General features: G+C 46.4%; 16 protein-coding genes and 2 pseudogenes. 8 read left to right on the forward strand and 10 right to left on the reverse strand.

What is annotated here, in order from left to right; all coding sequences use genetic code 11:
* The first annotated feature begins 25 nt into the window (after positions 1-25).
* The 3 genes from pds (at position 26) to Q0986_RS13070 (ending at position 3,377) form a co-directional block, all read left to right on the forward strand.
* Positions 26-1,468 carry a 15-cis-phytoene desaturase gene (gene pds / locus Q0986_RS13060; protein WP_299410936.1) on the forward strand — a complete coding sequence of 481 codons (1,443 nt, stop codon included), beginning with the start codon at positions 26-28 and terminating at the stop codon, positions 1,466-1,468.
* Entirely contained in the window at positions 1,452-2,393 is a 942-nt protein-coding gene (locus Q0986_RS13065) for a phytoene synthase (protein ID WP_299410938.1), read from the forward strand. Before pds ends, Q0986_RS13065 begins: the two co-directional genes overlap by 17 nt.
* Positions 2,394-2,501: 108 nt before the next feature.
* Positions 2,502-3,377, forward strand: coding sequence for a 6-carboxytetrahydropterin synthase (locus tag Q0986_RS13070; protein ID WP_299410940.1), 876 nt, complete (start codon positions 2,502-2,504; stop codon positions 3,375-3,377).
* Between the two features lie 40 nt (positions 3,378-3,417).
* Here the strand turns inward: Q0986_RS13070 and Q0986_RS13075 are convergent, their stop codons facing one another.
* The 3 genes and pseudogenes from Q0986_RS13075 to Q0986_RS13085 form a co-directional block, all read right to left on the reverse strand.
* Positions 3,418-5,049 carry a cyclic peptide export ABC transporter gene (locus tag Q0986_RS13075; RefSeq protein WP_299410942.1) on the reverse strand — a complete coding sequence of 544 codons (1,632 nt, stop codon included), beginning with the start codon at positions 5,047-5,049 and terminating at the stop codon, positions 3,418-3,420.
* 286 nt (positions 5,050-5,335) lie between these two features.
* Positions 5,336-5,470 (reverse strand): annotated as a pseudogene (gene psbN, locus Q0986_RS13080) (photosystem II reaction center protein PsbN); the annotation flags it as partial.
* 480 nt (positions 5,471-5,950) lie between these two features.
* Complete coding sequence (locus tag Q0986_RS13085) at positions 5,951-6,580, reverse strand: HupE/UreJ family protein (protein WP_299410945.1); 630 nt, start codon at positions 6,578-6,580, stop codon at positions 5,951-5,953.
* 835 nt (positions 6,581-7,415) lie between these two features.
* On the opposite strand from Q0986_RS13085, the gene cutA reads away from it, so the two are divergent.
* Positions 7,416-7,736, forward strand: a complete 321-nt coding sequence (gene cutA, locus Q0986_RS13090) for a divalent-cation tolerance protein CutA (protein WP_299410947.1) — start codon at positions 7,416-7,418, stop codon at positions 7,734-7,736.
* A 21-nt stretch (positions 7,737-7,757) separates the two neighbouring features.
* Positions 7,758-8,090 carry a DUF565 domain-containing protein gene (locus tag Q0986_RS13095; protein WP_299410949.1) on the forward strand — a complete coding sequence of 111 codons (333 nt, stop codon included), beginning with the start codon at positions 7,758-7,760 and terminating at the stop codon, positions 8,088-8,090.
* A gap of 12 nt (positions 8,091-8,102) precedes the next feature.
* Here the strand turns inward: Q0986_RS13095 and Q0986_RS13100 are convergent, their stop codons facing one another.
* From Q0986_RS13100 to Q0986_RS13115, 4 genes are all read right to left on the reverse strand, one after another.
* Positions 8,103-9,326, reverse strand: a complete 1,224-nt coding sequence (locus Q0986_RS13100) for a glycosyltransferase family 4 protein (protein WP_299410951.1) — start codon at positions 9,324-9,326, stop codon at positions 8,103-8,105.
* Positions 9,327-9,793: 467 nt separating this feature from the next.
* A complete protein-coding gene (locus Q0986_RS13105; RefSeq protein ID WP_299410953.1) occupies positions 9,794-10,933 on the reverse strand; it encodes a glycosyltransferase in 1,140 nt (379 codons plus the stop codon).
* Positions 10,930-12,168 (reverse strand): glycosyltransferase, encoded by a 1,239-nt coding sequence (locus Q0986_RS13110; protein WP_299410955.1) that lies wholly within the window; start codon positions 12,166-12,168, stop codon positions 10,930-10,932. The genes Q0986_RS13105 and Q0986_RS13110 overlap by 4 nt, the downstream gene beginning before the upstream one ends.
* A 78-nt stretch (positions 12,169-12,246) precedes the next feature.
* Complete coding sequence (locus Q0986_RS13115; RefSeq protein ID WP_299410958.1) at positions 12,247-13,608, reverse strand: hypothetical protein; 1,362 nt, start codon at positions 13,606-13,608, stop codon at positions 12,247-12,249.
* 215 nt (positions 13,609-13,823) lie between these two features.
* Between Q0986_RS13115 and Q0986_RS13120 the strand changes: the two genes are divergently transcribed.
* Entirely contained in the window at positions 13,824-14,945 is a 1,122-nt protein-coding gene (locus Q0986_RS13120; RefSeq protein ID WP_299410960.1) for a glycosyltransferase family 4 protein, read from the forward strand.
* Between the two features lie 115 nt (positions 14,946-15,060).
* Here Q0986_RS13120 and Q0986_RS13125 read toward each other — a convergent pair.
* Positions 15,061-17,349: pseudogene (locus Q0986_RS13125) on the reverse strand (alginate lyase family protein).
* A gap of 92 nt (positions 17,350-17,441) precedes the next feature.
* Here Q0986_RS13125 and Q0986_RS13130 point away from each other — a divergent pair.
* On the forward strand, positions 17,442-17,660 hold the full coding sequence (locus tag Q0986_RS13130; RefSeq protein WP_299410963.1) for a hypothetical protein: 219 nt from the start codon (positions 17,442-17,444) through the stop codon (positions 17,658-17,660).
* Between the two features lie 43 nt (positions 17,661-17,703).
* On the opposite strand, the gene Q0986_RS13135 is transcribed toward Q0986_RS13130, so the two are convergent.
* A complete protein-coding gene (locus tag Q0986_RS13135) occupies positions 17,704-18,609 on the reverse strand; it encodes a phosphodiester glycosidase family protein (RefSeq protein ID WP_299410965.1) in 906 nt (301 codons plus the stop codon).
* 199 nt (positions 18,610-18,808) lie between these two features.
* On the opposite strand from Q0986_RS13135, the gene Q0986_RS13140 reads away from it, so the two are divergent.
* Positions 18,809-19,705: an Rpn family recombination-promoting nuclease/putative transposase gene (locus Q0986_RS13140; RefSeq protein WP_299410968.1), complete on the forward strand. Its 897-nt coding sequence runs from the start codon at positions 18,809-18,811 to the stop codon at positions 19,703-19,705.
* A gap of 70 nt (positions 19,706-19,775) precedes the next feature.
* Here the strand turns inward: Q0986_RS13140 and mutS are convergent, their stop codons facing one another.
* Complete coding sequence (gene mutS, locus Q0986_RS13145; protein ID WP_299410970.1) at positions 19,776-22,415, reverse strand: DNA mismatch repair protein MutS; 2,640 nt, start codon at positions 22,413-22,415, stop codon at positions 19,776-19,778.
* Between the last annotated feature and the right edge of the window lie 164 nt (positions 22,416-22,579).

The raw sequence follows: 22,579 nt of genomic DNA on the forward strand, positions 1-22,579 counted from the left end.
TGTAATCCAAGGGACATAACAATTCATGCGAGTTGCGATCGCAGGTGGAGGTCTGGCAGGTCTCTCCTGTGCCAAATATTTAGTTGACCAAGGGCATACTCCCATCGTTTTAGAACGGGCCTCTGTCTTAGGGGGCCTAGTAGCCGCCTGGAAAGATGAAGATGGAGACTGGGTAGAAACAGGTCTGCACGCTTTTTTTGGGGCTTATCCCAATATGCTCCAGTTGCTCAAGGAGCTGGATATCGAAGATCGGCTGCAGTGGAAAAAGCATGCCTTGATTTTCAATCAGCCCGAGAAGCCAGGGGTGTTGTCACGGTTTGATGTGCCGGACCTACCGTCCCCCATTAACGTGATTATTTCGATTCTCCGCAACAACGATATGTTGAGTTGGGAGCAGAAGATCCGGTTTGCGATCGGGTTGCTACCGGCGATTGTTCGAGGGCAAAAATACGTCGAAGATATGGATCGTTACTCCTTGCTGGAGTGGCTGCAAAAGCAAGGCATCGATGACCGGGTGAATTCCGATATTTTTATCGCCGCCTCCAAAGCCCTAACCTTTATCAATCCCGATGAAGTCTCAGCTACCATTCCCCTAACGGCGCTCAATCGATTCTTACAAGAGCGTTACGGCTCCAAGATTGCCTTTTTGGATGGTGCGCCACCCGAGCGGCTTTGTCAGCCCATCGTCGATTATGTGACGGAACGGGGAGGCGAAGTCTTGGTTAATGCCCCGCTAAAGAAGATTGTCCTCAACGAAGATGGCAGTGTGAATCATTTCTTGATGAAAGGATCGGCTGATGCGGAAGAGTACACCATCACCGCTGATGCTTATGTCTCGGCCATGTCTGTTGACGCCATGAAGCTGATGATGCCCGATGAGTGGAAAGCCAAACCCTATTTCCAACAGCTCCAGGAGCTGGAAGGAGTGCCCGTCATCAGCATTCAGCTCTGGTTTGATCGCAAGCTCAGCGACGTAGACCATTTACTCTTCTCTCGGTCACCCTTATTAAGCGTCTATGCTGATATGAGTAACGCTTGCCGAGAATACTCTGATCCAGATAAGTCGATGTTGGAGCTAGTGCTGGCCCCAGCAGAAGACTGGATCAGCCGATCCGAGGAAGATATTATTGAAGCCACTCTAGGGGAACTCGCCAAACTTTTCCCAGATGAAATTCCCGATCAGGCCAAAGTTCTGAAAGCCCGAGTAGTAAAAACGCCTCGCTCGGTCTATAAGGCGATTCCAGGTCGGCAACAGTTCCGTCCGGTGCAAACAACACCTATCTCCAACTTCTTTCTGTCTGGAAGTTACACCATGCAACGTTATCTGGGCAGTATGGAGGGGGCGGTGCTTTCTGGTAAGCTGACAGCACAAGCGATTAACAGTGCCAAAGCTCTTTCGTCCTCAAATAACGCTTCTGTAACGTCCAAGCCAGTTTCCCAGTCAATCCCGAATGCTGCAACTGCCTGAAACTCCAAGACCCACAAAAAAACTGGCGTCTCTTGAAGACTCCTACGAACAATGTCGGCAAGTGACCGCCGATTATGCCAAGACCTTTTATCTGGGTACTCAGCTGATGTCGCCCGAAAAGCGGCAAGGCGTTTGGGCCATTTACGTCTGGTGTCGGCTGACGGATGAATTGGTTGACGGTCCCCAAGCGGCCTTTACCACCTCTGAGACCTTAGATAAGTGGGAAGAACAGCTTGAATCTGTGTTTGCAGGTCATCCTGTGGACGATCCGGATGTGGCCCTTGTGGATACCGTAGAACGCTATGGGCTGGATATCCAGCCGTTCCGGGATATGATTGCCGGACAGCGGATGGATTTAGTCCGCGACCGCTACGAAACCTTTGAGGATTTGCGCCTTTACTGCTACCGAGTGGCCGGAACAGTCGGTCTAATGTCAGCCCAGATTATGGGGGTAGAACAGTTTTGCGATCGCCTGCAGGCGCCCTGGAGTCCTCCTAGAATTCTCAACAATCCCGTCAATACCATTAACAAGGCTGTCGATTTAGGCATTGCTAATCAGCTCACTAATATTCTCCGGGACGTCGGTGAAGATGCTCGACGCGGGCGAATCTACCTGCCTCTAGAGGATTTGGCTGCCTTTGACTATACCGAAGCGGACCTATTTAATGGCGTCGTCGATGATCGTTGGCGAGCCTTTATGAAGTTCCAAATTCGTCGGGCACGCCAGTATTTTGCTCAAGCTGAGTCAGGCATTGGCACCCTGCAAAGGGATGCCCGCTGGCCCGTATGGTCGGCCCTGGTGCTCTACCGCCAGATTCTAGATGTGATTGAGCAGAACCAATATGACGTCTTTACCCGCAGGGCCTATGTTCCTAGTCGACGTAAGTTGATGTCCTTACCCCTGGCTTGGCTTAAGTCCTTGTAGGGGTTCGGTTTCCCCCAGAGAATCTAAACCATAGGTTAAAATATTAAGAAATATTATCAGTGCCGTGTCTCTAACTGAAGAACGGCTGTTGCTACGGTGTGCCTTGTTATGAAATGTGTCATCCACCGACGAGCTGAGTTTTCTGCCAGCCATCGGTATTGGTTACCTGAGCTATCTGCATCAGAAAATCAGGAAAAATTTGGGCTATGTACGCGTTCCCCTGGCCATGGCCACAACTATGAACTGTTCGTGTCCATGTGGGGCGAACTCGATCAATATGGGATGGTCTTAAATCTCTCGGATGTCAAACAAGTGATTAAGCGAGAGGTCACAGACCCTCTCAATTTTTCCTATCTAAATGAGGTATGGCCCGAGTTTAAGGAAACGCTGCCCACGACCGAGCATCTGGCACGGGTGATTTGGCAACGGTTAGAATCTCACTTGCCGATCGTAAATATTCAACTTTTTGAACATCCCAAACTTTGGGCCGACTACAAAGGAGCTGGCATGGAAGCCTATTTAACTGTTGGAAGTCATTTTAGTGCTGCGCATCGATTGGCACTTCCCGAACTAAGTTTTGAAGAAAACTGCGAAATCTATGGCAAATGCGCTCGCCCCCATGGTCATGGCCATAACTACCACCTAGAAGTGACCGTCAAAGGTGAGGTGGATGCCCGGACAGGCATGATTGTGGATTTAGTCGCTCTCCAAAGCCTGGTCGACGATGTGGTCCTAGAACCCTTTGACCATACCTTCTTGAATAAAGACATTCCCTACTTTGAAAAGATCGTTCCCACGGCTGAAAATATTGCCTTCTATATCGCCAAACTCCTGCGAGAGCCGATCCTCAAAATTGGGGCGGAACTTCATCGCATCAAGCTGATTGAAAGTCCGAATAATTCCTGTGAAGTGCTGTGCTCTGACTTATTTGATACAGCGCCAGTACTCTCCGATCGAGTGGGTGAACCTGCATTAGTGGGCTAATTTTCGGACATTAAGTTCCCGCTGGCTCGGATCGCCTGCCCTACAACGGTTCACCAGCCAGATACTCATCAGATTCAATTTGGCCATAATCGAGTTTGATAATTCGATCTGCCAGATGGAAGAAATGGTCATCATGGCTGATCACCAGTAGGGTTTTGCCTCGCTGTTTGAGTTCAGCCAACAGTTGCGTGTAAAAGATCTCCCGAAAAATGGGATCTTGGTCCGCTGCCCATTCATCAAATAAGTAGATGGATCGATTTTCTAGATAGGCAGACAACAGGGCTAACCGTTTTCGCTGGCCTTGAGAGAGTCCTGTAGTGGATAGCTGTCCATCCTGTACAGAAACCTTCTTCTCTAGCTCTAGCTTGCGCAAATAAGTCTGGGCTTGTTTATCTAGAGTAGAGAAATCTTCGCTGATTAACCGCTTAAAGAGGTAATAGTCCGAAAAAACCGTCGAAAATAGCTGCCGATACCACTCACGATTGGTGTCTATGATGGGTTTTGAATCCAGACAGATCTCTCCTGATTCAGGGGTATACAACCCGGTAATCAGTTTGGCCAAGGTAGATTTACCACTGCCATTGCCCCCAACAATAAATATGAGTTCTCCTGAATTGATGGTCAGATCAATCGGCCCAACCGTGAACAGATGGTCGACTTCTGGGTCATGGTAGGTATGGACGACCTGGGCTAGTTTCAGCTGGTGCCACTGCTTGAGAGTGGGTTGTGTCACCACCGTGTCTATTTCTGCATTCTGAGACAGTGTTAATCCCATCTGGTTAACTTTCTGAATCGAAACATTGGCAGTTGCTAGATTCGGTAAGCGCTGGATAATATTGCCCAATGGTCCCATTAAATAAGTGAGGGTGAGGATATAGGCGGGTAACACGGCTTGAGTTGAGGGTAATACTTCGGGTACGCCAAACAGAAGTACGCCAATCAAAAGAAAGAATAGAAATTGCCCCCCGCCGCTGGATAATGCTGCAAACTTAAAAGCCGTTTTTTGTTGTCGACGGAAGGTTGCTGCACTGACCGTCAGATCTTCTTCAAAAAAGGTATTGCGACGGATAGCATGTAGCTTTAATTCTTTAATGCCATCGGTGATGCTGCGAAAATGAGTAAATAATTGATCTACTTCCTGGCGAGATAGGCGAATATGGCGATAGGCAAGACCAATCAAAAGCTGGACCAAGGCAATAGAGACCACCATAAAGGCCACCACAATCAAGAAGACCCAAACTGATAGCCAACCTAGATAGATTAAACAGCCACCCATCACTGCTAAGTCAATACAAAGGAAAGGAATGACAAATACAGTATTAGCAATCGCTTCTACGTCATTTGTCAAAGCCGCGAAGATTTGGCTCGGGCCTAATTGCTCCAACTGTCGTAAGGGAGCAGCGAGGATTTTCCGGCTGAGACGTAAACGCAGTTGATAAACAGAATTTTGAGACAGATCAATAAGTAAAAACTGGGATAGACTCCCGGTTACAAAAGCTAGAATGGCTAACCCTGCGAAGGCGATTAGCATTGGCTGGGTGGCATTTTGGCTAATCGCGGTATTAATTAGAGCAATTAGTCGTGCACTACAAACGCCACTGATAACTCCCGTCAGAATAGCCAAGGTTGCACTCAGCCAAGAAGCCTGAATGAGGAGCCAGATAATCCGCATGGAGGTCTCTAATAAAGTGCAATACCCACTGTACAGAAGCTAAGCCCAATCATGCCGTCGGCCTGAGCTAGCTGATGAAGATGGGATATCAACACAAATATATTGTATTCAAGACTCAAGGCTATTCTTTCAAGGAGGGATGCTGATTAAACAAATACCCCTTACTAAGGAGACTCTGACTTTTGTAGATGCTAACTGAAGGGGGATGAATTTATTAATGGCTATGTCCATAGCCATGCCCATGACTGTGCCCATGGCTATGCCCGTGACTGTGTCCATGGGCAAGATCATGCTCTTCAAAAGGATCAACTAATTGTCTGGAGGGCGGGCCAAAAGCTACGTAGATAGCAATACCAGTGAAGACAATTGTTACAACCAAGATGGTTACGATTAGAACTGATGCAGGATCAGAAATTATCATTATCTTTAGAGGTTAACTACTCAATAAAATATACAGTTTAATCTAGAAAAACTCTGTATTTTAAAAGGCATTGATTCATAAAAATCGAATGCAAAATAGTTAGCTTTTTAGCGCAAAAAAAGTATTAAAAGTTTTGGCAAATATCGCAAGATTAAACAAGGAAATCATGAATCCATATCTGTTGAAGAATCTGATCTTCATGTTGCTGAAAGAGATTCTAGAAAGAATTGTAGCTTATGCTATCCAAGGCTTCTAATGCATGAAGTCAATAAATTGCTTTTTGATTTTCTGATTAGTACAAATAACAAGCATGGACTATTTTATACATAAAAAGCGAGAGAACCCTCTCGCTTTGAATATAGACAGATTTTGGTGGTAAAAGCAGGAAGAACTATGTTGATTCGAAAAGCAAAAAAATATTGTTTAAAACCTGACTTGCTTTATGAATTCACCCTGAGACTTAGCTTTTTTAGTCAAGAGTTATAGTAAAGATCCTGAAAGAAGGTAGGCAACACCGATACCACAGATTCCTAATCCTGGATAAATTAAATTTCTATTGGAGGGGAGTAACTGTCTAGTGGCATAACAAATGATGTGACCAACCGCTAGTTGGGTAAGGGTGAAACTAATCAAAAAATTGATTTGAGTAGAGGCAGGAAAAGTCTCAAGTAAAGCTGCATGGGGATAACCATGGCAAAATCCTGCGATCGCAACTCCCGCTACCAGCAAGCCAGTTGTTACCGTATCTACTTGAGTCAGTAAGACTCCAATGAGAAATAGTGAGATTGAGATTACTAACATACTGGGAATCTGAACGCCGAGGATCGCAACCGCAATTCCCATCAGTGATGAACTGGTAAAAGCCCAAATCATCCCTTCTTTTTTACGAGATGCCAATAACCCTGCTGATGCGATTAAGGCCAAGTGATCTAAGCCCATTAGTGGATGAGTTATACCCACCCAGAAACCATTAACAGTGGTGATCTCTGCGCCATGGTGAGCAAATGCTGGTTTTATAAGCCCTCCAATTAGCAAGCTGATCACAATACCTAAACCGATCAACATCAGTCGAGCTATGGAATTAGCGTGTTGGGAAGCAGGCTGTTTCATGATTTATGACCTAAAATTTATTTGCACCTAAAATTGGAAAGCTCAAAAATTAAACCAGCAATTGCTCTAGCTGGAGAGAGCATTAAAGTAGCATTGTTCTTGCATATTTTTACTACAAGCTCATTGTCTTTAAGGCAATATGGGATCTTCAGAAAAAAATTGGTTCTTGGGCATGGAGAACTCAATTGGGATACGGAGAAATAGTCCATCCTTATCTGTTCCCTGCGACATCATCGATATCTCTGAGGTGAATAGCTGGCATAAATGTGATCTCACCTGAGGACCACATCAATGCTGCAATCAACCTATGGTTTATCAGCCACAGAAAGGATTTGCTGAAACCTTTAACTATTGAGAATATTCTTAATTCAAGATAAGGTTATTAATAAATTTTTTCAATAAGGCCGCATATAAGATTTCTGTTCTAAATTGAAAATTTCATAAGGAGAAGCTATGTATCACAGAATTATCGCCTTTTAGGCCACTACTTTAAGAGCTCTATATAAATATGAGTGTAAAATTTAGTTTTTATTTTATTGAGAATTATCTTGATAAAGAACAGGCTCGATTCAAGATTGTAACCATCTTGTTGGCATCAGAGGATGGAATAAAGAGCCGGTGTGTGGATATGGGTAATCCACACAGTGCAATGAGTATCAAAGCTTAAATACGACCATCAGTCATCACTCCTGCAAAATTCTAAGCAGAAATGATAGTGAGGAGAGGTTAATAATGCTGAAAAGTCGGGCTAGGAGACCAGCCGATAACCGATACACCTTATGTTGGCCAGATAACCGATACACTATGACTAACACCTAACAAGTCGTTTTTGGATATGGCTACAGACGCTATTGTGGTGATGGTTACCACCTCTTCCGAGGATGAAGCGGTTGCGATCGCAGCCCTTCTCGTTCGTGATCACCTGGCGGCCTGTGTCAGTCTATTTCCCATCTCATCTATTTATACCTGGGATAAAAAGGTACGCCATGATCAAGAATGGCAGTTGATGATCAAGACTCAACAGGATAAATTTGCGGATTTAGAAACGAAAGTGCGTGAATTGCACACCTATGATGTGCCAGAAATTATTGCCTTGCCCGTTACGGCAGGTTCGATGCCTTATCTCAACTGGATTTCAACCCAAGTCCAACCCTAATTACTCCAGGGAGTTTTTCTAATGCAGAATACCCGTCTCAATACCTTGGTTTCTGGTTTAGGACAGCAACTGAAGCAGGAGCTGCGCAACCCCTGGCGACGGATTTCGGTGCTGGTGATTGCGTTGTTGTTTGGGATTTATATTGGCGTATCTTTTGCTGCGATCGCAGGTCAGCTAGCCTACCTGGATATCACCGTAGCGGCTTTAGTTCTGCTGTTTACAGAAGTGGTGAACTGGATCTTTTATCGCAATCGAGGCAATGCTCGCAAAGCGCTCTGGGGAGAGGCCCTCAATACCTTCAAGTTGGGACTTACCTATGGTTTATTTGTAATTGCCTTTATGTTAGGGAGTTAAAAAATGCAGTATTTACCGTACTGTCGTGCATGCCAATTGATAGATTTCCATTAACAACTTGTAGTTTTCCTCTGCCGTATACTTTGTAAGGAATTCTGCTCTCGCGGCTTTCCGCATCCTTTGCCGCTGCAGTGGATGATCTACTGTCCAATTGACTTGATGGATTAATTCAGCATGATTGCCCGACTGAAAATGGAGACCTGTACGACCTGAGTCCACTAACTCTGCGATTGCACCAATATTTGAGGCAATCACAGGGGTGCCCTTAGAAAAAGACTCAATAACGACTCGCCCAAAGGTCTCGTACCATTCCGAGGGCATAACCAGAACCATTGCCCTACCCATCAGCTCGTACACTTCAGCTAAAGTTTTGGTGCCCAGCCACTCAACAGAATGACACTTAGAACTAGCAGCTTGAACCAAAGGAGCGAGAGGCCCCTCACCCACAATTTTTAAGGGAATCTTTGTATGCAGAGACTCCCACGCTGTTAACAATGTCCGTATCCCTTTCTCCGGTGTCAGCCTTCCCACAAATAAGGCATACCCCCCTTCCCCATCTCCCATACTGCGATCAGGATAAACAAAGTTCGGTTTGACAAAAATTTTATCTTCGAGAAAACCGCATTGGATAAACTTCTCACGCACAAAGTGGGTCGGTACAACGTAGAGATCCACCATACTTTGCCAAGTATTTAGAACATTGTGAACCCCGATTATTAGTGCAGCGGCAGAAGTAGCAGTCCAACTATTTCGATAGCAACGATGCAGAATGCTAGGCCATGGCATGATTTTCCCTTTGCAATCTTCACAAACCGCGCCTTTTCGAAAGAAAAGTCCACTAGGGCAAGAAAGACGAAAATTTCTCAGGGACTGGACGACAGGAACACCTTCAGCCCTAGCAGCAAAATAGACCGATGGAGATATCAGGGGAAAAAAGTTTTGAGTATGGACTACATCGTAAGTGGATTGTTGGAGTAGCGCCCGAATCGCTCGATAGCTGGGTTGAGACCAGATTGCATTCAAGCCTGTCTTCCAAAGTCCTAAGCTACTGATCGTTTTGTTATTTTCGACATAAGTTCCAACCTGATGTCCCCTCTGTCGTAGCAACTGGCATTCGGCAGAAAATGATTCGTCTTCTCCACCCCGAGCTAGGTAATGATTATGAATTTGAAGAATGTGCAATACTTTAACCGAATCTTTGACAGCTAAATGTTGAGCATTGATACTTGCTCGCACAAAAGCTCAAAAGACAACTAAATTGCAGTAGCCAATTTTTCTGTCAAAGAGTAATACTACTACTCTAGGACATTCATACCCCAATCACCCATAAGGTATAAATCCCCCTAGAACATTCTAAATTTGTTGTTAATTAAGGATTATTCATGATTAAAAAACTCCAGCAAGCTAGAAAGTTTTTTGCTTCAACTTTTCTCTGTAGAAGATAGGCAAGACGAATGCTTTCAATAACACCTCTTTGATGCCTTCTGGATCAATATGATGAGCTATGATCTCCACCAACTACAGAATGAAAAAAGCTAATAAGACTATCTGTTTGCCAATGCATTGCTTAAGGTCTTGAGCTTAGATGGTCTTTTCGCTAAGGTATTTCAAGTTTTAATAGAATTTATTCAAGGCATTTCAATTAATGCCAGTATATAATGACTCCTATTGTATAAAATAACAACCTTTATTGAAAAGGATTATCAATGTTTCTTTACAAAGGTACTGTAAATTTGTTCTAGTGTCCTCGTCTGTTGATATAAGTCAAATTTGATTAATACTTGTTTTCTCCCATTCGCACTGAATTCCTGACAAAGCATCGAGTTTTGTAAGAGATATAAAATATGTTGAGCAAGATATTGACAATGATGCTCAGGCACTAAAAAACCAGTTTTGCCATGAATAATCGCTTCAGGAATACCACCATGATCAGAAGCGACAATAGGTACTCCCATCGCTTGAGCTTCAAGGATGACCATTGGCAGACCTTCAGAATCTCCTACATCAGATGTCACACTCGGCACTACTAATAGTCTTGCTTTCTTCATCCATTCACGGACAACATGAGACGGTTGAGAACCCAGAAATTGATAGCATTTCAACGTATTGGCCGCTAAGTGTTCCAGCTCTTTCCTTAACGGTCCATCCCCAATAATGATAAGAGAGGCATCAGCGACGGAATCTTTCACCCACTTCATTGCCTTAATCAAGTATTCGCATCCCTTTTTCTCGATCAATCGCCCATTAAATAGAACAATCAATTGCCGGTTTGCCGTAATGTCTGCTTGATATAAATTTGTATCTACCCCGATATAGTGTACAAGCAATCTATCTTCTGGAAATCCTTGGTTGATCAGTTTATTTTTAATAAATTCGGATACACAAAGAAATAATTGAACCTTTGCCTTCAAGGTTTCTCTGCGACGTAAGTAAACACGAGTGCTGATAGAGTTCTGTCGAGCAAATTGATCACTCATCGTCGCATCCAGACCATGGTAGGTAACGACTAATGGGATATGTAATCTGTTTGCTAGTGGCAGGGCTAGGGTCCCGCAAACGCCAAAATGCGCATGCATCAGCACAGGGTCTATTTGGTGGACCCTCCGAGATAGGCTAGGAGAGATGCCCAACTCCTTGAACAGCAATTCAGCCCCTATACCTAACAGTCCGCCTCGATTGACGACTTGGGTGCGTTCCTGGGGTAAAGAAATGCCTTGAACAAAGCGAGTGCCCACATAATGGGGTCTAAAACTTTGTAATCCTTCTGCCTGTTTGTGGATAAACGTTTCTGAAATCGGCAGCAACCGACCACAAAAGATAGCCACAGCAGGGGGAGGACTCATATCTTGCCGCTATTGAGAATGTCGGCATAGCATTCGGCCCAGTATTGCCCTTTAGCGGTCCAGTTATAGTAATCCCGAACTCGCTGCTGCCCTGAATTGCCTAGGCGCTGTCGCAATGCCCCATCACTTCCTAAGCGAACCATCGCGTCAGCCAAATCTATAACCGCTTGATCGGGAGAATGAGCAGGGACTTTAATGCCCGTGGTATCGGTGACTTGCATTTGAGGACCACCCAAGTCTAGACAAATCACAGCCCGACCCATCGCCATGGCTTCTAGACAAACCCACCCACCAGAATCATGCAAACTGGGGTGAACAAGAACATGGCATGATTGCAGTTTCTGCAGGGCTTCGGAGCGGGGAAGTTGTCCCCAGAATCGAACTTGGTGCTCAATCCCCAACTGTTGAGCTAGAGATTGTAAACGATGATATTCAGGACCTTGGCCAACAATCCAATATTCAACTTGAGTAGGGAAATGAGCTGCCGCAAAGGCTTGCAACCCTAAGTGAAACCCTTTCCAATGCAGAAGCCTCCCCATACTGATGATCCTGAAGGGGGACTCCGCTGGTGTAGGTATTTGAGAGAACCCGGTTATTTCCTCACTAGAAAGACCTGCTTCAGAGGTAATACACACCTGGCTTGCCCCTAAATAGCGCAGACGCTCTGCAGTTTCGGCAGTGGTAGCACCCGCCCATTGCGATCGCTGAGCAGTCAAACGCACAAAGGGATCATATTCACCTAATCTCCTGGCCCAATTTCTCAAGTTTTCATAGAGTTTACCCCTCATGCTCCAGTCTTGGTAAAAGGGCTTTGGTGCAGACTCCGCTCCACCCACTGGTCCCCAGATAAAGGGAATGGGTAAAAGGGCTAAGAAACTAGGAGACCAATATTTTACATAGGTCACATGATGAATCAGATCAAAACCGATCTCGCGGTCCAGTCGACGAATTAACCCATAGGTTTTGAATTGCCAGAGGTAATAATGCAACTGAACTCCAAAATTCCACCAGCGTGTCCAAGGGAGATTGTGATAAATAAATTGAAGTTTTAGATCAGGCTGCTTCGCCAACTCAGCTTCGATAGCCCTGCGATTATCACTGCGAGTCACCACCCAAACCTGGCAATATTGGGCAATTTCCCAAGCTGTACTCCAGCCCACCTCTGCTTCAGAGCCCATATGAGGTCGACAGGCATAAGCAGAGATGAGAACTTTTTTATGACTTAAGTTAGTCATTTCCCAGTTCGATACATAGCAAAGAGCCGAAGTCTAGAGCTGCATAGGTTGTTTTAGCGAGCAAAGCATACCTTAACCTTATTCTGGCCTTAAGTGATTGAGATGCTCCATTGCGACTTTACTGATAATAAATCTATGTTTGTTCGCGGCAGTTGATTTTATCTGGTCAACTTGTTTCACCTGAACCTCAACCTGATCACCCAGAATATTGGCAAATTTTGTATTAATTTTATGTCTATTTGCTTCACTCAAAACAGGAGAACAAACCACCTTAATGAAAACCTTGTGCAGCGATTCTTGAATCGCCTGATATTGAATAATTTCTGGGAATGTTCGAAAGAACTCACTGAGTTCGACGCCGTTAATGATGGTTCCTGACGGACTGATAAAAACATCTCGCACTCTGCCGATAACGGGTGATAATGTGGCGGTACCCTGCTCAGGGAAGGATAGAGGATCCGTAACGAAGTCGCCAATCCGATAGCGAATTAACGGAAAGTCCGGGTTTCTAAGATTAGTTAAAACGAGTTCAAATAAGCCATCGGAGCTAGGGAGGGTCTCCAGCAGAGTCCCTCGTTCACAAACATGCAGTTTAGAATCTGGATAGGAAGCGGCGATTAGCCCTGCCTCAATGGTTCCATATTCGATCGCAACTGGGCATCCAAACACCTTTTCCATCAATTCTTGTTGATAGTCAAACAACGGCTCTCCCCCAACCATCACCAATTTAAGACAGGATGGTGGAGGTTGATCCTCGTTAGCTCTGGCCAATAAATAGGCTAGATTCGGCAAAGCATATAAAAAGATGATTTTCTTTTGGTTGAGTTGCCGATACCATTTCCTTAATTTATCTCGATCAATTCGATCAACAGGAAAGGCAATTTTATTGCGAATTTTTTCAGAAATTCTAATTTTTAGATACTCTATTTTCTGCTCGAGACTTCTTCCCCAAAAGCGTGAATAGCCCCAAAGATTAGCAGTTTTGTCCCACACACTTAGGCCAAAAAGACTTTGACAGTAATATTTATCTCGTTGACTTTCTAGATAGGCATCTTGCCCCCAATAACATTTCATCGGTGTCCCCGTTGATCCACTGGTGCCTGTCCAGAAACCAGTGGACGGTCGATCAGCTCGAAATAACTCGGGGGCCTTCTGTATCTCTGATTTTTCCAGAATGGGAACTTGTTGAGAAATATTTTCTAAGGCACTGAAGTGAGACGGCAGATGATGACTAGCCTTTAAGGCTCGATAATAAGGAACATGGGTACAGGAAAATTCCCACAATTGATTAAACCGCTGAAGCTGATAGTCTCTAATTTGCTGGCGAGACTGCTGCTCAAACGATACGCGCTTCTGGATTTCTAAGTCAACCGCTTTAAATCTAGAGAAATGCTTAAAGTATGCTCGGATAAACCACCACATCGATAGATCTAATTTCACCCAGCGATAAACATTTAAGTCTATTACACCATGGATGGACGATCGAACTGGTATGCAGAGCGATCCATAAAACTGGGAGAAGCGACATTGCTTCCCGACCTGAAATTCATCTCGTATTGATGCAACACCAAATAGAGCACTGCATTATAGGATATAGGAAATATAGCGTTCGTTAACTTTAGGTAGAGTTCCTGGAAAATATTCGAACTGCATGGATGTTAAAAAGGGCTGCTTTCTACTGGCAGCCTGTTGTGCGCGAATTTAGCAAACTCGTCCCGCAGACAAAGCTCTTTACTGGGAGTTGGCCAGGATATGCGTATGGCTGCGAAAAGTCATTTAAGTACGAGATCGTTGGCCAAAGAAAGCTGATTAAACTAAAGCCCAATGCCAGTGGGTATGGTACAACGCTGATGTACCTATCTCCTAAGATTCTTATCTCACTGCTCAAGTACCAGCCCCACGTGATTTTTGCAGATGGCTTCAGTCTATGGACTTTACTAGTGCTGGTATTCAAACCCGTTTTTCGATGGCAGGTTATCGTTTTTTGCGATGGTAGTTCGCCGAGTACGGACCATATTAATTCTCCGCTGCGGTTGCAAATCCGCCGTTTAATGGGGAAGGTGGTGGACGTTTTTATCGCTAATAATAGTGCTGCGAGTAAGTACCTTGCGGCAAAGCTAATGGCTGAAGATACAAAAATATATTCTTGTCCATTTCTAGTGTCTGATGGCCGGGCATTACAGCAGATCTCTGGTCAAGGCAATTCTCATCTAGATAAGCTCCATCAAATCGCCCAAACACGACCGATCTTTCTATACGTCGGCCAAATCATTCCTCGGAAAGGGATAAAAGAGCTTTTAGATGCTTGTTTGATTTTAAAAAATAAAAAAAACTGCAATTTTACGCTTCTAATTGTAGGCGATGGGCAGCAACGCAAAACCTTAGAAGACTATACAACTCGTTGTTCTTTAGAACGTTATGTAAAGTGGATAGGGGAAATTGAATATAGCAGCTTAGGTGTATATTTTGAGTATGTGGACGCATTTGTTTTCCCAAGTCTCGAAGACGTCTGGGGAATGGTTGTTTCTGAAGCAATGGCATTTGGAAAGCCAACTCTATGCTCAGATAAAGCAGGGGCTAATGAGCTGATTATAGAAGGCAAGAATGGACTTTGTTTCAATCCTCATCATCCTTCAGAATTGGCAGATGCGATGTTTAAACTGATTAGTGATCCAGGCAGAATAAGCGAGATGGGAAAACAAGCAAAAAATATGTCTAAACAATATAACCCTAGCCAAACGGCCAAGATGCTGGCTCAATTGATATCCTCACAATAAAAAACATCTACTACGGGGATTGATATGGTTTGCCTCAAGAGAACTGTCGAAAATTGTTTCGAGGTTTAGCCAGAAATCTTAGAACAGGATGACTGTGAGCAGTTTCGAATCCTCCTTAATCCAGCGTTTTACCTTGCCTATGGTCTGGGGCTAAAGGCCCCTCCTTATCCTCAGAAAAGCCATGGGGATGTTGAGCCAAAATCTTTCCAGTCGCATCAGTAACCGTACCGTGAGCAACCAAAGGCCTGTGTTTTTTTTGGTAAATCGCACAATCGCCATCTAATACTAGGGTATTCCCTAAATCCACAGGATCGGTCCCCGCGAGACGAACCGCCACGATGTCCCTGGGGTGCCCTGGCCTGTCAATACCCAGCGAAATAGCTTCCTCAGAGATCGATAACAATTGCACGGTTGGACAGGAGACAGGCCCCAGGGCTGGCAACAAGATCCAGGCAAAGGTTGTGGGGCCACTAATTTGGGCAGAATAGACAGCGGTGGTACTCGGTAATTTTTGGTTATACGTTCCACTCCACCATCCCTGCACAGGCTCCTCTTGCCCTCGCACTAATTCAATAGACCAAGACAAGGAGGCACAGGGAAGAATTCGTAAATTACCCACCCCCCGATCCGTGGAGACCGCAGACTCTCCTTGTAGGGTCACCGTGCAGTCTGGATGGAAATGCCATAGTGGCGTTATCTGTCGCGGGCAGTGCGTGATCACTTGATCTACTACAACCCAATATTGTCCTCGCAGATAGACCACCGCTCGCCGATGTTTGATAGTGCCGTCTACCTCTGTAAAACCGTGCTCAAAAGTTCCTCGACTAAAGTCAAACTGGGGTTCAATGGCCCAGCTAGAAACAGGCTGTAAGGACTCTCTATGATCATGTTTCTAGCCTTGACCGTCCATCAAAATCACATTGTGACTCGCAGACCCCCGGAAATAATGCCAAAATTTTGAGCGGATATAGCTATAGCGTCCCCCATCCACCAATAAGTCTCGACCATAGGCGGCTACAGATAAATGCAGCTTGTCATTGTGAATGTGATAGTAAATTCCCATAGGGCCAATATCAAACCAGGCCCAGTGAGCTGTTTTCTCCCACCCACTGCGCATCACCATTTGCCCTGCCCGGGGAAACATTCTAGAGGGTTGCCCCTTGGGAGAAGCTCCCTGGGTTCCGTTCGAGGCAATAAAAGTCCAATCTAATCGCTGGTATTGTGCTGCCGCTTTCAGAACTAAATCACGGTTGTCGTTGCGATCTGAATCATTATTTAAGACCCCATACCCCTCTGGGCGCATTGAATAGGCCAAATAGTTCCACATATTAACCAACACCTGATGAAGTTGCTGGGGAACTGGTAAGCCAGCTTTCTCTAGGAGATTCCCTAACTGCTGCAAATCCGAGAGAACAACGGTGTGGTAATGGCTTGTGAGTTCCTTATGAGTACCATCTGGGTAGATTTGATTGGGCAGATCTTGCAGCAAGCGGTCTAGGGCAAAGGTTAGCCATTGCTGGGCATTGGTAAACTCTGGCCAATAGAGGGCAATAGTGGCCAGTCCATACATTTCTTTGATTAACCAATTGGCCCCCCAAGAATTTAGATGCCGTAGGTAGTAAGCATGATCTTGAATGCTAGATAGCATCAAAATACGGGCGGCCGGTGTAAATTCTTCTACTTGCTGCAGGCCATAGAAAATCTCAGCCCAATGAACAACCCTGAACACCACTTCTAGCCCTCGCCATTGAGCCCAAAGGGAAGCATTATCTGTCGAGGGATTAAACAGAATCCAATCTACGATTTGGTCATTTAGATAGCGCACATAGATCGGATTACCTGTGAGCTTGTAAGCCACAAACAGGTCTCGTAGATGGTAATGTCGATTGAGGAACCAAGCCCATTCTCTATCAGCATTCGGTCCCCTATGCATCCAGTCTAGGTGTCCGTCATCTCTTAAGGGCACCTGATCTTCGCATCCCTGAAAGGACAAGGTATTTTGGAGAACCCGATCTCCCCATTCGACGGTGTTACCGCTTGGTTCGATTCTAGAAATTCTTAACCAAGGGATAGATGGGGACTCTTGATAGTAGTGCAATAGATTTTGGCAATGCCAGACGTCGCGTTCCTTAGAAAAAGAATGTCTCTTGAGGATGGAATCATCTGCCAAGCTGATATTTGCCAACAGTTGCTTTATCCGCTGAGGATAGTGAAGGCAATACCAAGCTAGATCAGCTTTTTCTTGGGCGATCAAAGATTTCTTCTGATGCCTATTTTTAATGAGAAGCGTCGTTAGCAAGAATGGATGAAGCGATAATTTCTTGCCTTTGGCTAAAGCCATTTTAGTGATATTGACGGCTTTACTCAAACTTTGTGACCAGAATAACGATGGATTCTCTCGCATTGTTTTAGTCCAAAAGATACTCTCGCGTTCCAGGGCAATTCATGCCAGATCAATGGTTTAATTGTTGTGGAATATACATTGTGTAGATTTACATGGCTCTGTTAACTGTAGATAAAATCGAGCAGCTGCGAGTTCAGCTAGAAGCATGTACCAATCACCAAACCGCTGCTGCCCTCAAGGTTGCGATCGCAAGGCTAGAGTCTCAGCTCCATCCTCCGACGGCCCATTCCCCCAGCCTTTTTACAACAGACGAAATTCTCCAACCCCTGATTGATAAAGGGAGCATCAAGATTTACAACCCCTGCTGTTAGCACGTCAAACGACCGACTCTAATCAAACATAGGCGATCAGGCTTTAAGGCGTCTGCTGCTCTTGTAAAACACAAACTGACTTAACAGGGCGTACCGCCGATTCCCCAGCAGACCCCGGTCTTCCTGGATAAGTCTTGCCTTGATAAACCAAGGCAGAAGAACCGCCTCCATCAAGATTCAGCGCTTGTGTCGCTCCTTGCTGTTTCAGGAAATCAGCCAGCTCTGGCAATGAAAGGCCTGGCTTGTCAAGAGACTGTTGCTCCACCATCACCCAGAGAAGATCACCCGATTGAGTGAGGCCAATGGCACTTCTAGCATTGGGTTGCCGACTGCCAATCGCATCCCGAATCACCTGGCCATCGACGGAATCGGTAAAGGCTTCTGCTTGCAAAGTTAGTTGAGGCAGTAACTGTGGACCCGCACCCAGAGAATAATTCAACTTACAGTCCTTAGGAATGGGATGCTGATGGGACGTAATGGCATACTTCACCTGCGTTCCACATTGATACTGACGGAACTCTGAACGATTGAGGATTTTCGGTAGGTAGCGGTTGAGATCAGGATTGTCTACCAGCCTGGTGTTCTTCCGGGGATCTGCTTGGACTTGGCCGTTAATGCGAATATGGGACGTGGTTTGCTGATTCACCGGATCAAAGAACCCCGCATTAATCACAGCGATAGGCTGAACACTCGTTTTCTGCGCAAATTCCTCTACGGTCATCAGTCCATCAGCTACCATCGGGCGAAGGGTGTATTGCTCATGCTGGGGAATTTTAATTAGATGAACCACCGCACCTGGCAAATCATAGGTTTGATGTAGAACTGAGGGCGGTGGACTGGACTGAGGGGATGGCTGGGGAGACGGCTGGGACGATGGTTGCGATTGGGATGTATACAGTCCTAAACCCAAGGCCAGCAAAAAACTGATCAAAACGATACTGAGTTTCATACTCATCTCCTTTTCTCGGGAATTCGAATTGATTTGAGGCGGGAGTAACAGCGACAATGGGTAGGACTGGGCAATTGCAAAAAGTCCAGTTTTAAGGCACTGTCATCAGTCCCAAAAAAAATGGTAGAACCTTACCCTCTCCAGCGGCATACCATCCAGTAGGATGGCTGGTATGCCCCAATAAGAATGACTTTGCCTTTTGAAAACTGATTCTATCTTCTATCGTATCTTTCAGACTGATCCCGGCACCCTTTTTGAGTTACTTGGCCAATCTGCAAACATCGCCCAAGGCTATGAATTTAAATCAGTAGAGATCAAGCAAGTTGCCTTTCGCCTAGATGGCATCTTTCTACCCACACCCAATGCCCCCGATCAAACCGTCTGGTTTGTAGAAGTCCAATTTCAACATGACCCTCAGTTTTATCAGCGCCTCTTCTCCGAAATTTATCTCTACTTGGGGCTGCATCCCCACACCGTAGATTGGCAAGCCGTTGTTATCTATCCTCGCCGCAGCGTAGAACCCACCTCCCCCCATGTCTACCGTGCCAATCTCAACAGCGATCAAGTCCATCGTATTTATCTTGAAGATCTAGACAACACAAGTCCTTCTCTGGGAGTGGGGTTAATGCAACTGGTAATGGCCAACACCAAAGATGTGGTCCCTCAAGCCCAAGTACTGCTGGCAAAGTCTCAAACCCAAAATCGGACAAACCCGAAAATAGCAGCGATAATAGATTTAATTGAGACGATTGTGGTCTATAAATTTCCCCACCTCAGTCGAGAGGAGATAGAGCGTATGTTGGGTGTAGGTGAACTCAAGCAAACTAAAGTTTATCAAGAGGCCCTGCAAGAAGGACGTCTAGAAGGACGCCAAGAAGGACATATTGAAGGACGCCAACAGGGGCGTATTGAAGGCGAAAGAGCCTTAATTCTCCGCCTACTCAGTCGTCAGATCGGCTCCATCCCTCCTAATCTCCAAGCTCAAATTGAGTCATTATCGGCGGAAAAGCTGGAAATATTAGGCGAAGCTCTACTCGACTTTGTCAAGCTTGCTGATTTAAGAGCCTGGTTAAAGCAGAATAGTGCGAATGAGTAAATATAGCGTCCTCAGCTTGCATCTTTGATGTTGTCTGAGCCGCTGCCTACCCTCTAGATTACAGCCCCCTTTAAAAGGGTAATTCAAACTGCTGGTTTTGCTCCTTAGCAGTCTCAGTCGACTTACGAGGGCGAGATGGCGCATTCCCCTTACGAAGGCCCACCGCAATTTTGCTATGTTGCTCAATCTGTTTCATCACTTGCTTGGCTCGCTTAATCACTGACGGGGGCAAGCCTGCCAACCGACCTGCTTCAATCCCGTAGGAGCGACTTGCTCCACCGGGACAGACTTGATGGAGAAAAATAATTTGATCGGGGAGTTCTTTAACGAGGACTTGATAGTTAGCGACATTTTCCACCAAACTCGCCAGTTCATTTAGCTCATGGTAATGGGTGGCAAAAATGGTACGGGCCTGGATAACGGTGGCCAGATGTTCCGCCACAGACCAAGCAATCGCTAGACCATCGAAGGTGGCCGTGCCTCGACCAATTTCATCTAGCAGCACCAAAGAGTGGGACGAAGCATGGTTAAGGATATTGGCGGTTTCGTTCATTTCCACCATAAAGGTAGACTGGCCCGTGGCTAGATCGTCCACCGCACCGACGCGAGTAAAGATGCGATCGCACACTCCCAACCGAGCCGACTGAGCGGGCACATAGCTACCAATCTGGGCCATCAGTTGAATCAGACCCACCTGACGCAGATAACAACTTTTGCCGCTGGCATTGGGGCCGGTTAAAATCACCAGATCGGGTGCTGCCTTAGAGGTAGGAGAACGACCCAGCTCAGTAGCATTAGGGACAAAAAAGCCCGGTGGCAGGGACTGCTCCACCACCGGATGGCGACCGTCCAGAATTTGAATATCGCGACTATCGCTCATATCAGGACAGCAGTAGCCCTGATACACTGCCACTTCCGTCAGGCCCACCAGAATATCCACCGCAGCGACGGCAGCGGCAACGGTGCGAATTAGGCTGGCCTGTTCACCCACTTCGGTGCGGAGGGCGACAAACAAGTCATATTCCAGCTGGAACTGTTCTGTTTGGGCAGTGAAAATGCGGGCTTCCCGTTCCTTCAGTTCTGGGGTGATGAATCGTTCTTCGTTGGTCAGAGTTTGTTTGCGAATATAGTCGTCGGGGGCCTGGTCGGCTTTGGCCCGAGAGATACTAATAAAGTAGCCAAAGGCTTTGTTAAATCCCACCTTGAGGGTGGAAATACCCGTGCGTTCTCGTTCGTCTTTTTCTAGGTTGGCGATCCACTGTTGGTCGCTGACGATTTGCTGACGCATCTGATCCAGCTCACCATTGACGCCGGGTTTAATAATGCCCCCTTCGGTTAGGGAGATGGGCGGCGATTCCACTAAATGGGCGCGCAAGCGCTGAGCGAGCTGATCGAGAATGGGGGGGACGGTTTGTAAGGCCTGCAAATACTGGGCTTCGCATTTGGCGACTTTGTGAGATAACTCCGTCAATTGGCCGAGGGATTCTGCTAAGGCCACCAGGTCACGGGCATTAGCCGTGCCAGACCCCGCCCGCCCTGCCAAGCGTTCTAAATCGTAGATTTTCTGGAGTTGGTTTTGCAGTTCCTTGCGAAATCCGGTTTGAGGTAGGAGTTCAGTAATCGTCGCTTGACGAGCTTGAATATCCTGGAGGTCGAGGAGAGGCTGCAATAACCATCGACGGAGGGCGCGACTGCCCATAGCCGTGCGAGTCCGATCAATGGCCCATAGCAAAGACCCCCGAAAGGTGCCATCGCGAGAGGTTTGGGTGAGTTCCAGATTGCGCCGACTTTGATGATCGAGCACTAGGTATTGGCTAAGGGTATAGGTAGCCAGGGGCTGTAGAGGAATATGGGTGTCTTTTTGGGTGGCTTCTAGATAGGCCAGTAACCCCCCTGCGGCCCGCACTGCTAGGGGGAGATGCTCACAGCCCAGTCCTTCTAAGGAGCGCACCCCATAGACTTCTTGGATGCGTTGACGCGCTTCTGCCTGGGTGAAGGAGGTTTGCGATCGCAACGTATAACAAAACTGATTGGGCAACCCTTCTGGCAACAGATCCGAATTCTCGCCCGGTCGCAATATCTGCTGAATATCGGGAGCATCCGTTGGAAACAACACTTCCGAGGGCTGGAGGCGCAGCAGTTCCTGGGCCAAGGTTTCCCGTTCACTAAACTGGGTGGTCAGAAATTCCCCAGTGGAAATATCCGCATAGGCCAAGCCCCAATGGTTACCCGCCAACACAAACGCTGCCAGAAAGTTATTACTGCGGGCATTCAGCATTCCCTCTTCTAAGAGAGTGCCGGGGGTAATGACGCGGGTGACTTCTCGCTTGACGAGTCCCTGGGCCTGGGCGGGGTCTTCCATCTGGTCGCAGATGGCGACGGCAAAGCCCTTTTCTACCAGCATTCGACTGTAGCGATCGAGCTGATGGTGAGGAATGCCTGCCATGGCCACGCGGCCAATATCATTCCCCGCCTGCCGACTGGTCAGCACCAGCTCTAGAGCCTGGGCAATGGTGCAGGCATCTTCAAAAAAGGTTTCATAAAAGTCTCCCATCCGATAGAGCAAGATGGTCTGGGGGTATTCGTCCTTCAGATCCACGTAATGACGCATCATCGGGGTAAGAGCGTCCCGGTCTACGGTGGTGCGATCGCGATGTTGGGCAGGGTTTTTGCCTTCTCGTAAAACGGGGATGTCAGCGGAATCGCTCATGGAGGATCGTCAAGTCCAAATCGTACTGATTACGACTCTATCGTAGTGACCAGACCGTCTCAACTCGCTGCGTCATATTCTGTCGACTGATTGTATAGACTTGAGCCGGGGCTGGTTGACGAAGTGACCGACCACTGACACACTCTCTGTGATGGACTCACGCT

The sequence above is a fragment of the Acaryochloris sp. IP29b_bin.148 genome, from assembly GCF_028285565.1.
Lineage (GTDB): Bacteria > Cyanobacteriota > Cyanobacteriia > Thermosynechococcales > Thermosynechococcaceae > Acaryochloris.

What these genes read in the sequence shown, in the direction of transcription:
- pds (WP_299410936.1), top strand. Translation starts at nt 26, where the DNA reads ATGCGAGTTGCGATCGCAGGTGGAGGTCTGGCAGGTCTCTCCTGTGCC.
- Q0986_RS13065 (WP_299410938.1), top strand. Translation starts at nt 1,452, where the DNA reads ATGCTGCAACTGCCTGAAACTCCAAGACCCACAAAAAAACTGGCGTCT.
- Q0986_RS13070 (WP_299410940.1), top strand. Translation starts at nt 2,502, where the DNA reads ATGAAATGTGTCATCCACCGACGAGCTGAGTTTTCTGCCAGCCATCGG.
- Q0986_RS13075 (WP_299410942.1), bottom strand. Translation starts at nt 5,049, where the DNA reads ATGCGGATTATCTGGCTCCTCATTCAGGCTTCTTGGCTGAGTGCAACC.
- Q0986_RS13085 (WP_299410945.1), bottom strand. Translation starts at nt 6,580, where the DNA reads ATGAAACAGCCTGCTTCCCAACACGCTAATTCCATAGCTCGACTGATG.
- cutA (WP_299410947.1), top strand. Translation starts at nt 7,416, where the DNA reads ATGGCTACAGACGCTATTGTGGTGATGGTTACCACCTCTTCCGAGGAT.
- Q0986_RS13095 (WP_299410949.1), top strand. Translation starts at nt 7,758, where the DNA reads ATGCAGAATACCCGTCTCAATACCTTGGTTTCTGGTTTAGGACAGCAA.
- Q0986_RS13105 (WP_299410953.1), bottom strand. Translation starts at nt 10,933, where the DNA reads ATGAGTCCTCCCCCTGCTGTGGCTATCTTTTGTGGTCGGTTGCTGCCG.
- Q0986_RS13110 (WP_299410955.1), bottom strand. Translation starts at nt 12,168, where the DNA reads ATGACTAACTTAAGTCATAAAAAAGTTCTCATCTCTGCTTATGCCTGT.
- Q0986_RS13120 (WP_299410960.1), top strand. Translation starts at nt 13,824, where the DNA reads ATGTTAAAAAGGGCTGCTTTCTACTGGCAGCCTGTTGTGCGCGAATTT.
- Q0986_RS13130 (WP_299410963.1), top strand. Translation starts at nt 17,442, where the DNA reads ATGGCTCTGTTAACTGTAGATAAAATCGAGCAGCTGCGAGTTCAGCTA.
- Q0986_RS13135 (WP_299410965.1), bottom strand. Translation starts at nt 18,609, where the DNA reads ATGAAACTCAGTATCGTTTTGATCAGTTTTTTGCTGGCCTTGGGTTTA.
- mutS (WP_299410970.1), bottom strand. Translation starts at nt 22,415, where the DNA reads ATGAGCGATTCCGCTGACATCCCCGTTTTACGAGAAGGCAAAAACCCT.